Annotated in this window: 6 protein-coding genes; 4 read left to right on the plus strand and 2 right to left on the minus strand. The window is 42.3% G+C overall.

Annotation, left to right across the window (positions count from 1 at the left end):
* Window positions 1-149 precede the first annotated feature (149 nt).
* Together glpG and AB4238_RS09070 are read left to right on the plus strand one after the other, a co-directional pair.
* A complete protein-coding gene (glpG, locus tag AB4238_RS09065; RefSeq protein ID WP_372033065.1) occupies window positions 150-989 on the plus strand; it encodes a rhomboid family intramembrane serine protease GlpG in 840 nt (279 codons plus the stop codon).
* 163 nt (window positions 990-1,152) lie between these two features.
* Window positions 1,153-2,157, plus strand: coding sequence for a glycosyltransferase family 9 protein (locus AB4238_RS09070; RefSeq protein WP_372033067.1), 1,005 nt, complete (start codon window positions 1,153-1,155; stop codon window positions 2,155-2,157).
* A 56-nt stretch (window positions 2,158-2,213) separates the two neighbouring features.
* Here AB4238_RS09070 and elbB read toward each other — a convergent pair whose 3' ends face one another.
* Window positions 2,214-2,870, minus strand: a complete 657-nt coding sequence (gene elbB, locus AB4238_RS09075; protein WP_372033070.1) for an isoprenoid biosynthesis glyoxalase ElbB — start codon at window positions 2,868-2,870, stop codon at window positions 2,214-2,216.
* A gap of 386 nt (window positions 2,871-3,256) precedes the next feature.
* Between elbB and polA the strand changes: the two genes are divergently transcribed.
* Complete coding sequence (polA, locus tag AB4238_RS09080; RefSeq protein ID WP_372033072.1) at window positions 3,257-6,007, plus strand: DNA polymerase I; 2,751 nt, start codon at window positions 3,257-3,259, stop codon at window positions 6,005-6,007.
* Window positions 6,008-6,740: 733 nt separating this feature from the next.
* Here polA and yihA read toward each other — a convergent pair.
* A complete protein-coding gene (gene yihA / locus AB4238_RS09085; RefSeq protein WP_372033073.1) occupies window positions 6,741-7,415 on the minus strand; it encodes a ribosome biogenesis GTP-binding protein YihA/YsxC in 675 nt (224 codons plus the stop codon).
* A gap of 169 nt (window positions 7,416-7,584) precedes the next feature.
* Between yihA and AB4238_RS09090 the strand changes: the two genes are divergently transcribed.
* Window positions 7,585-8,205, plus strand: coding sequence for a cytochrome c4 (locus AB4238_RS09090; RefSeq protein ID WP_248975573.1), 621 nt, complete (start codon window positions 7,585-7,587; stop codon window positions 8,203-8,205).
* Window positions 8,206-8,957: the final 752 nt, after the last annotated feature.

An 8,957-nucleotide genomic window follows, 5' to 3' on the forward strand; every position in this document is an offset into this window, starting at 1 on the left:
GAATAAACTCATAAGGGAATAACCATTATGTCATTACTCACGTTGAATTAGCCTGCCTTGAATTAGCTTGCCAAAAACGCTCTGAGTAGATCAACTTCTTATACTGATTGGTATAATACTCGTTTCATTAATTACAGCAGGAGAGATCGATGATTGAGATAGGCAGCTTACCCAATGGCAGAGCAGCACAAGCTCTCATCGACTATCTCAAAGGGCAGAACATCACCTGTAGCATTATGCCTGCTGAGCAAGGGGTATTGCTGGTACTGCACGATGAAGCTCAACTATCTCGAGTTCAGCAAGAATACCATGCGTTTCTTAGTAACCCCTATGATGAGAAGTATCTCGCAGCCTCATGGGAAAATGGCAGCACCCAGACCCAACTAGACTACGGCAATCCCGGTCTGCAGTTAGTCAGCCAATTTATCACCGGAGCAGGCCCGCTTACTCTAGCGGTATTTTTTAGCTGTGTGATTATTTATGCAGCCATGAACCTCGGCTTTGCTAGCCCCATTTTTGAGAGTTTATCCTTTTTTGGCGCCACCTCTCCCGCCTCACTCAGTGAATTCTGGCGATTATTCACCCCAAGTCTTATCCACTTTTCGACGATGCACATCATCTTTAACCTATTATGGTGGTGGTACTTAGGCGGCAAGATTGAAAACAAAATAGGCTTTAAACCACTGTTTATCCTGCTGCTGGTTGGCGGTACTTTGCCGAATATTTTGCAGTATTTTATGGCTGGACCGAATTTCGGTGGACTATCAGGAGTGGTATACGCGGTCGTCGGCTACACCTGGATTATGGGGATTAGGCGCCCTGAATCAGGGATCGGACTGCCGCCTGCTTACATCGGTTTTATGTTGTTGTGGCTTGTTTTTGGTTTTACCGACATGTTCGGTCTTTCTATTGCTAACGGTGCACACTTGGGTGGATTATTAGCTGGTGTACTGCAAGGCTTTCTCGATAGCCAGAAAAAATACACTTAATAGCAGCAGATACGCAACGCCCAATCTGTATCATGTAATTTTGATGATCTGTTATCCAGCTAAAACAACCTAACAAGTTAGAGGTCATACAATCCCATAGACTCAATTGTCATCTTATAGGCGAACATGTATAACTGATTTTATTTTATCAAGGTTTCCATCCATGAAGCGGATATTGATTGTCAGAGTCGATAAGCTGGGTGATTTTTGTCATTCATTACCAGCAATATCATTGTTAAAACGTTCAATGCCCGACGCTCAAATCGATGTTATCGTTTCTCCCTTGATCCATTCATTGGCTTGTCAGTTCGACTTTATAGACAACCTACTTATTTATAAAAAAGGTGATTCGAACCTCGTTGAGCTAATCAAAGCTAACCGCTACGATGCAGCCATTGTGATGCATAGCCATAAAGATATGACTAAAGTCATTAAAGCTGCGGGCATTCCCTATCGGCTAGGCCAGCGAAGAAAATGGTTCCAATATTTATATACCCACAGAGCACCACTGAATCGCAGTGCATGCCTAAAGCCTGAATGGCGCTATTGCACAGATCATATCGAGTACTTTTTATGCCAGCAATATATTCCCCCAGCTGATATCAAATGGCGTTTATGGGATGTTAGCGGAGAGAAAGCTCAATGGCAGCAATTCTACGGGAAAGCGGATAATGAAAAGCTTATCTTTATTCATCCGGGTAGTGGCGGGTCAGAAGGCTCACTATCTCCAGAGCAATTCGCCACTATAGCTGATGTGATTGCTAAAGATTCAGACGTCGAAGTTAAGTTTATCGTCACCTTTGGCCCAACTGAAGAGCCTTTAGCTGCCAGTGTAGTTGAGTTAATTACAGCCGCTGGACATAACGCCCTCATGGCGAAACCGATAAAAGATATCGGCGAGTTCTCTCGTTCATTAGTCGCTGCAGATATGATGATTGCAGGCTCAACGGGTCCACTGCATGTTGCAAGTCTACATAATGCCATTACTGTCGGTCTTTACCCTCACGGTTCGAGGGATGATAAGATCCGCTGGCAAACACTGAGTGATGACTACAAACGATTGTCTTTTTCACCTCCTATGGGAGGGAAGACAGGAGAAGAGCTTTCACTGATTGATGCTAAGTATGTTGGTAGCCAAGCAGCATTGGAGCTTAAAAAGCTAAGCTAAGACTCTCACTCGTTACACATTAAAGGTGCCAGTAAATGGCACCTTTTTCTTGTCGCTTACTCAGCCATTAACAATATTTGTTTAACTAGCTTTTCAATACCGCTATGAGCTTCAATAATGTTATCAGCAAGCATATAAGCAGGTGTACTCACCACTTTATTAGCCTCATCGATTACAATATCGTCAACAGCAGCAACTTGATGGCTGCCTCCTTGCCGCTCAAATGCCGCGGCAGTGTTGCTATCGGAACCAATGGTTCCTTTAACACCAGCACCATAAAACTGCGGGATCATTATCGGCGATATGCAGATAAAACCAACAGGCTTTTTAGCTTGAGTAAACTGGCCAATAAACTGTTTTACACTCGAATCCACAACATGCTCAGCTCCTGCCACTGCAAAATTACAAAGATTTTTTGCGGCGCCAAAGCCCCCTGGAATAATCAATGCATCAAACTCGTTAATATCTAAAGCAGTCACAGCCATAATATCACCACGCGCGATCCGTGCGGACTCAACCAATACATTACGACTATCGCTTGCATCCACCTCTCCAGTGAGATGATTAACCACATGCAATTGAGCAACATCAGGAGCAAAACACTGATAACAAGCCCCTGCACGTGCAATCTCTAACAAGGCTAAAACAGACTCATGTAGTTCCGTGCCATCAAAGACGCCACTACCACTAAAAAGAACTGCGACTTTTTTCATTAAAATCTCCATTTATATATCATATTGTTTTAACAAAATTGCAATAAAGCACTTGATCAGATTAATTATCGTGCTAAGTTATCACTGCACTTTAGCAAATGGCGATAATTTGACCAAGGATTAGGTTTATAAAGCGAATAAAAATAAAAAGTCCACATTTATAGTTTATTTATTCAAAATAACATCCACTTCACACAATTAGAAAATACACCTAGTTTTCAATACGTTACACCTGCAGCATTTTCCTTTAAAAGTTCATACACTTTAAGTTACCCTGTTCCATGCACAGAGTTATCCACAGGCACTCTAATATTTATCCGTAGCTGAAATTGGCTTGATATGGCATGCTAGCGCCATCATCGAAACGCGATAAACGAATACCTATTATGCCAAAAATTGCCGACAACCCTTTAGTTCTTGTGGATGGATCCTCCTACCTTTACCGCGCCTATTACGCTCCACCACATTTGACCAACTCTAAAGGTGAAGCAACTGGTGCTGTATATGGCGTAATTAACATGCTTCGTAGCCTGTTGAATCAATACAAGCCTAGCCAAATGGCGGTTGTGTTTGATGCAAAAGGTAAGACATTTCGTAACGATATGTATTCGGAGTATAAAGCTCAGCGTCCACCCATGCCTGATGACCTGCGTACACAAATCGCTCCTCTGCACCAAATAATCAAAGCACTCGGTTTACCGCTGGTTTGTATTCCCGGCGTAGAAGCTGATGATGTTATTGGTACCATTGCCACTCAGGCCAGCAAAGAGGGCCGTGCAGTACTCATTAGTACTGGTGATAAAGATATGGCGCAGCTGGTAGATGAAAACGTCACCTTAATTAATACCATGACGAATACAGTGATGGGCCCTGCTGAAGTCACCGAAAAATTTGGAGTCGGCCCAGAACTTATCATCGACCTGCTTGCTTTGCAGGGAGATAAGGCCGATAACATTCCCGGCTTGCCTGGTGTCGGTGAGAAAACCGCACTGGCAATGTTACTCGGTGTCGGCGGCGTTGATAATATTCTCGCTGCTCCAGAAAAAATGCCGGCGCTAGGTTTTCGCGGCTCGAAAACCATGCCAGCAAAAATTGCAGAGCATGGCGATATGCTCAAACTAAGTTACGAACTTGCCACCATTAAGCTTGATGTAGAGCTCGATCAAGATTGGCGCACCATGGACATAGCACCAGCCAATAAAGATGAGCTAGTTAAATGCTATGGTGAAATGGAGTTTAAGCGTTGGTTAGCAGAAGTACTAGATAACAAATCTAGCGCTAGTGCGAGTGAAGACAATGATGAAGTTGTCGTTAAACAAGATATTGAAACTGAATACGACACTATTTTGTCTGTTGAGCAACTCGACAACTGGATTGCAACACTTAGCAAAGCAGATCTCATCGCCATTGATACTGAGACCACGAGTCTTAACTACATGGAAGCGGAGCTGGTTGGGATATCATTTGCAGTAGAAGTGGGCAAAGCTGCCTACCTGCCCTTGTCTCATGACTACGTAGATGCACCAGAGCAACTAGATAAAGCAATGGTTTTTGAGAAACTAACACCATTGTTAGAAAATGAAGCAATTAAAAAGGTTGGTCAAAATCTTAAATACGATATCAGCATTTTCGCTAATGCCGGTATTAAGCTCAAAGGTGTACAGTTCGACACTATGCTTGAGTCCTATGTATTTAACTCTGTTGCATCGAAACACAATATGGATGACTTAGCGCTTAAATATCTTGGTCATAAAAATATAAGTTTTGAAGAAATTGCCGGCAAAGGCGCAAAACAACTGACGTTTAACCAGATCCCACTGGAAACTGCAGCACCTTATGCGGCAGAAGACGCAGACATCACCCTAAGACTGCATCAACACTTGTGGCCTCGATTAGAGAAGCTACCAGAACTTGCCAGTGTATTTACTGATATCGAACTGCCACTCATTGATATTTTATCGAATATCGAACGCCAAGGCGTACTGATCGACAGCATGTTGTTAGGCCAACAAAGCGAAGAGCTAGCTCGTAAAATAGATGAGCTGCAAACCAAGGCTCATGAGATTGCAGGCCAGCCTTTTAATTTAGCCTCACCAAAACAGCTACAAGAGCTATTTTTTGAAAAGCTCGGCTATCCTGTTATCAAGAAGACTCCAAAAGGTGCCCCCTCTACGGCTGAAGAGGTATTAATTGAGTTAGCACTTGATTATCCACTACCCAAAATTATTCTTGAGCATCGTAGCCTTGCTAAGTTAAAGAGTACCTACACTGACAAACTACCGCTCATGGTCAACGCCCAGTCTGGACGCGTCCACACTAGTTACCATCAAGCAAATGCGGCAACAGGTCGACTTTCTTCTAGTGAACCCAATCTGCAAAATATCCCGATCCGCACCGAAGAGGGCCGCCGTATTCGCCATGCGTTTATTGCACCTGAGGGCAGAAAAATTCTTGCTGCCGATTACTCTCAAATCGAGTTAAGGATTATGGCTCACCTGTCGCAAGACAAAGGGCTATTAACAGCTTTTGCTGAAGGTAAAGACATTCATAAAGCCACGGCAGCAGAAGTGTTTGATGTAGACTTCAGTGAAGTCAGCAGCGATCAACGCCGCCGCGCCAAAGCGGTCAACTTCGGTCTAATTTATGGTATGTCGGCCTTTGGTTTAGCTAAGCAACTAGATATTCCTCGTGCTGAAGCACAACGTTATATCGATACCTACTTTAAACGCTACCCGGGCGTACTCAACTACATGGAGGAGACCCGCGCAATTGCAGCTGATCTAGGCTATGTATCAACATTATTTGGTCGCCGTTTATATCTACCAGCAATTAAGGACCGCAATGCAATGCGCAGGCAAGCAGCGGAGCGTGCAGCGATCAACGCACCGATGCAGGGCACGGCTGCCGATATAATCAAAAAAGCCATGATTAATATTGCCAACTGGATTGCAACAGAAACCAATGGTGAAATTACCATGATCATGCAGGTGCACGATGAATTAGTGTTTGAAGTTGACGCTGATAAAGCGGATAGCTTGCAAGTGAAAATCTGTGAGTTGATGGCTGCAGCAGCAACACTCGATGTAGAACTGCTTGCAGAAGCCGGCATTGGTGACAACTGGGAGCAGGCACACTAAATTGATTGTGACTGGTTAGAGATGATCAAATCTCGCCTAATCAATTACATAAAATTAAGCCCTATAGAGCTGATTGCTATCAGTCAGCTCTATTAATCTAATCATCAGCATCACATTAATCTAAACCTGCCAGCCAGACCCCGACAGCCCCTTTGTGAAAACGGCTAGCCAGTTCATCCACTGAACAGAAAATCCATAATCTATCTCGCTAATAAACTGTTCAATTAAAAACCAATGCAAGCTTATGTTTTTAAATCAGTAATATGAAATGTACTGATCAAAACATGTATTTTTATTGAACGATTCTTGGGATCGGCGTCACATTATTGTGTGTTTTTTACAAAAACTGTTTTTCATAATACGGTTAATAGGGTAATATTCTCTGCGTAGGGTACAGAGGTTAAGATGTTCTATCTTTCAGACCTTTTTTTAAATTCGCTGATTTGAAGTGAATTGCCAAATTATGGCGCCCCAGCAGATCTAATCTGCTGGGGCTTTTTTTCGTCTAAAATAAATTTTAGAGTAAATACTTTAATTCGGTCAAAAAAACGGTTATGCTGTGTTCATTAAGCACTATCAACATAGCTTGGTAGGTCTTGAGTCTTGTTGAATTTAGCTTCTCCCCAAAAGAGCTAATTTACGCCGATGGTTTATTCCGTCGGTTTTTTTTAGCTAAAAAAAACGCCCCTGTCATTAGGAGCGTTATTCATACCAATTAATGTTGGTGAGCTGACTACTTATCTGATTCTATTTGCGCTTCAATCGCTTCTGCAGTCAACTGCTCTTGCAACCAGTCTGGTTTGCACCACTGGTCAAGAATGCCCAATACTTTGCCTTTACCAATCCCTTTCAATGAAGAAAAGGCTTCTACTTTTACCGCATCATCAAAGTTACTCAGCTTTTTACGCACTTCATTGACCATTTTCATTCTGGCACTTTGACCCAGCTTATCAGCCTTAGTTAATAGTGCTAGAACGGGAATATCACTTTCAACTGCCCACTCAATCATCTGCATATCAAGATCTTTCAGTGGATGACGAATATCCATCAACACAACAACGCCACTTAAACATTCTCGCTTAAGTAAGTATTCACCTAGCGCTTGCTGCCACTTCTTTTTAAGTGCCAATGGAACTTGAGCAAAACCATATCCCGGCAAATCCACCAAGCGGCGATGTTTATCTAGTTTAAACACGTTAATCAACTGCGTTCGACCAGGCGTTTTACTGGTACGTGCAATTTTTTGCTCAGTTAATAAGTTTAGCGCACTGGACTTACCTGCGTTCGAACGACCCGCAAAGGCTATCTCCACCCCAACGTCACCTGGGAGGTATTCATTTAAGTGCGCAATGTCCGGCGCACTAATTAAAAACTCTGCTTTACGGAAATCGATACGAGATTCACTCACAATTAACTCCAAAATTTTCTCAACTAACTCTGTTAAATATCGAAGAGTTGCTTACATTTTCACAATTTCGTGTAAAATATTACCCCGATCACATAAAATACATTTTATCACGCTTGCGGGTCTTCCTAGTAAGCTCAGGACAAATATTTTAATAAGAAGTTGGAACGCCATGAAAAAGTTAGCTCTTGCGCTGTCTGTTTTAGCCACAATGTCTTCACCTGTAATGGCTGAAGGTAATGCTGAAGCCGGAAAAACCAAAGCCGTTGTTTGTTCTGCTTGTCACGGTGTTGACGGCAACAGCATGATAGACATGTACCCTAAACTTGCAGGTCAACAAACGACCTATATCGAAAAGCAACTACATGATTTCCGCAGCGCGGCTAAATCAGGTGGTAAAGAAGGCCGTGCAGACCCAATCATGGGCGGTATGGCAATGATGCTTAGCGACGAAGATATCTCTGATATCGCAGCATTCTATGCAAGCCAAACCAAACAAGTTATCGAAGTTAAAGATGTTCCTGCTCTAGGCGAGCAGCTTTACAAAGGCGGTGACTCTGCTCGTGGCATTACAGCATGTATTGCTTGTCACGGACCTGAAGGTAAAGGCTCTGAAGCTGCAGGTTTCCCTGACGTTAGCGGACAACACGCTAACTACATCAAGATCCAGCTGAATAAGTTTCACGATACAAATCGTAACAACGACTTAAATGGCATGATGCAAGATATCGCCAAGAAGCTAAATGCGGACGATATGGACGCATTATCTAAATATATATCAAGCCTTAAGTAAATATTAGTTAATACTAAAAGGACAGCAAATGCTGTCCTTTTTCGCCTCACTTACTTGACGTTTACGTAAACTACCCGCAAAAACTTACTTGACAGTGATCACAGATTTCGGTTTAATGAGCCCCGTACCGAGATGAACCCAACTGTAAGTACAAAAATTATCTAATAATAACTTTCAGATTTTGGTATTTTTACATTTAAGATATAAGAATAAATTAACGAAATAATAATAATATTATTGAGACCACTCACTAAAAATAATAAGAGTAGAGATTTCAGTTTGAAGTCCCGGTCGTAAGAATTTTAGTAAGGATTTGGTTGGGAAGGCCAAAGCGCTATTTAGCATTTACCCTTACATTCAGAGAAACGCGCACCAATAGGAGAATGTTTGTAGGATACAAACATTGGCATAGGAAGCAAATTGCTTTGGATGCACTCGCTGGAAGCTTGTTATCACTGGAAGATACTTAGATACACCTAACAAGGATGGTTACTTAGGCGTCATTGATAGACGATAGGATTGTGATGTGTCATGAAGACCATCTACGGAAGCTGTGGTCAGGAAGACAACAGGACTAAAAATAAAGTGTCGGGAAGACCATAAACTAAAATAATTGCACGGAAAGCAATAAAAATAAGACGGATATTGACCGGGATAGTCACTAGCAAGTATGGATACTTGAAATAAGAATTGGTGCTAATTGCACTTTTATAGGCGACAGTTTATCTGTCGCCTTTTTTATTGGCTAAAAT

Origin of the sequence: Shewanella sp. 10N.286.45.A1 (assembly GCF_041470405.1) — a bacterium.
In the GTDB taxonomy this organism is placed as follows: Bacteria; Pseudomonadota; Gammaproteobacteria; order Enterobacterales; family Shewanellaceae; genus Shewanella.

What these genes read in the sequence shown, in the direction of transcription:
- glpG (WP_372033065.1), top strand. Translation starts at nt 150, where the DNA reads ATGATTGAGATAGGCAGCTTACCCAATGGCAGAGCAGCACAAGCTCTC.
- AB4238_RS09070 (WP_372033067.1), top strand. Translation starts at nt 1,153, where the DNA reads ATGAAGCGGATATTGATTGTCAGAGTCGATAAGCTGGGTGATTTTTGT.
- elbB (WP_372033070.1), bottom strand. Translation starts at nt 2,870, where the DNA reads ATGAAAAAAGTCGCAGTTCTTTTTAGTGGTAGTGGCGTCTTTGATGGC.
- polA (WP_372033072.1), top strand. Translation starts at nt 3,257, where the DNA reads ATGCCAAAAATTGCCGACAACCCTTTAGTTCTTGTGGATGGATCCTCC.
- AB4238_RS09090 (WP_248975573.1), top strand. Translation starts at nt 7,585, where the DNA reads ATGAAAAAGTTAGCTCTTGCGCTGTCTGTTTTAGCCACAATGTCTTCA.